This window comes from Polaromonas sp. P1_G2 (assembly GCF_056405515.1).
The window spans coordinates 1-352 of sequence record NZ_JBFUBY010001823.1; the positions used below are offsets into that span (position 1 = coordinate 1).

A 352-nucleotide genomic window follows, 5' to 3' on the forward strand; every position below is an offset into this window, starting at 1 on the left:
GTCATCCTCGGCGACAACGAATTTTTTGCCCAGCCGATCACGGTCGGCCAGGCCCTTCCCCTCTTCTGGGAGCCGCGCGACGCCATCGTGCTTGGCCGGCTCGACAGCTGATCTATCAGAACAACATAAAAGGAGAACAGACCATGCGTGACATCAGCAATGACAAGACTGCCGAAAAAGCGGGCATTTCGCGCCGCTCGCTGTTGAAAACCGGTGCTGCTGCCGTCGGCGCCGCTGCCGGCACGGGCCTCATCACCGGTTTCCCGACCATCTGGGCGAAGACCAATATCACGCTCCGTCAGTTCGGCACCGGCGTGTCGAACCTCAACGATATTGCCGAGAAGTGCAAGGC

At 59.9% G+C, this 352-nt stretch carries 1 protein-coding gene; it reads left to right on the forward strand.

Annotated features, from left to right (window positions below; all coding sequences use genetic code 11):
- Positions 1-143: 143 nt before the first annotated feature.
- Positions 144-352 (forward strand): twin-arginine translocation signal domain-containing protein (locus AC1D0P_RS32760; RefSeq protein ID WP_477680529.1); only part of this gene is annotated, 209 nt, incomplete at its 3' end.